This window comes from Burkholderia sp. SIMBA_051, from assembly GCF_046534915.1.
Taxonomy (GTDB): domain Bacteria; phylum Pseudomonadota; class Gammaproteobacteria; order Burkholderiales; family Burkholderiaceae; genus Burkholderia; species Burkholderia ambifaria.
In genome coordinates, this window is the sequence record NZ_JAWRXS010000898.1 from 1 (window position 1) to 236 (window position 236).

Genomic DNA, 236 nt, shown 5'->3' on the forward strand with positions numbered 1-236 from the left:
GCGCACGGCGGCCCGCGCGCTAGAAGCGGTCGGCTTGCCCGGCGACGCGGAGTTTCAGGCGACGCTCATCGAACAGTTGCCGCTCGCAACGCGCCAACTCGTCGCGATTGCACGCGCGATCGCCAGCGAGGCGAAGTTCGTCATCATGGACGAACCCACGACCTCGCTCACGCAAAAAGAAGTGGACAACCTGATTGCCGTGCTCGCCAATCTGCGCGCGCAGGGCGTGACGGTGC

General features: G+C 66.1%; 1 protein-coding gene. It reads left to right on the forward strand.

Features of this window, described 5'->3' with window-relative positions; translation table 11 throughout:
* A partial coding sequence (locus SB771_RS37055) for an ATP-binding cassette domain-containing protein (protein ID WP_410722293.1) occupies positions 1-236 on the forward strand: 236 nt, incomplete at both ends.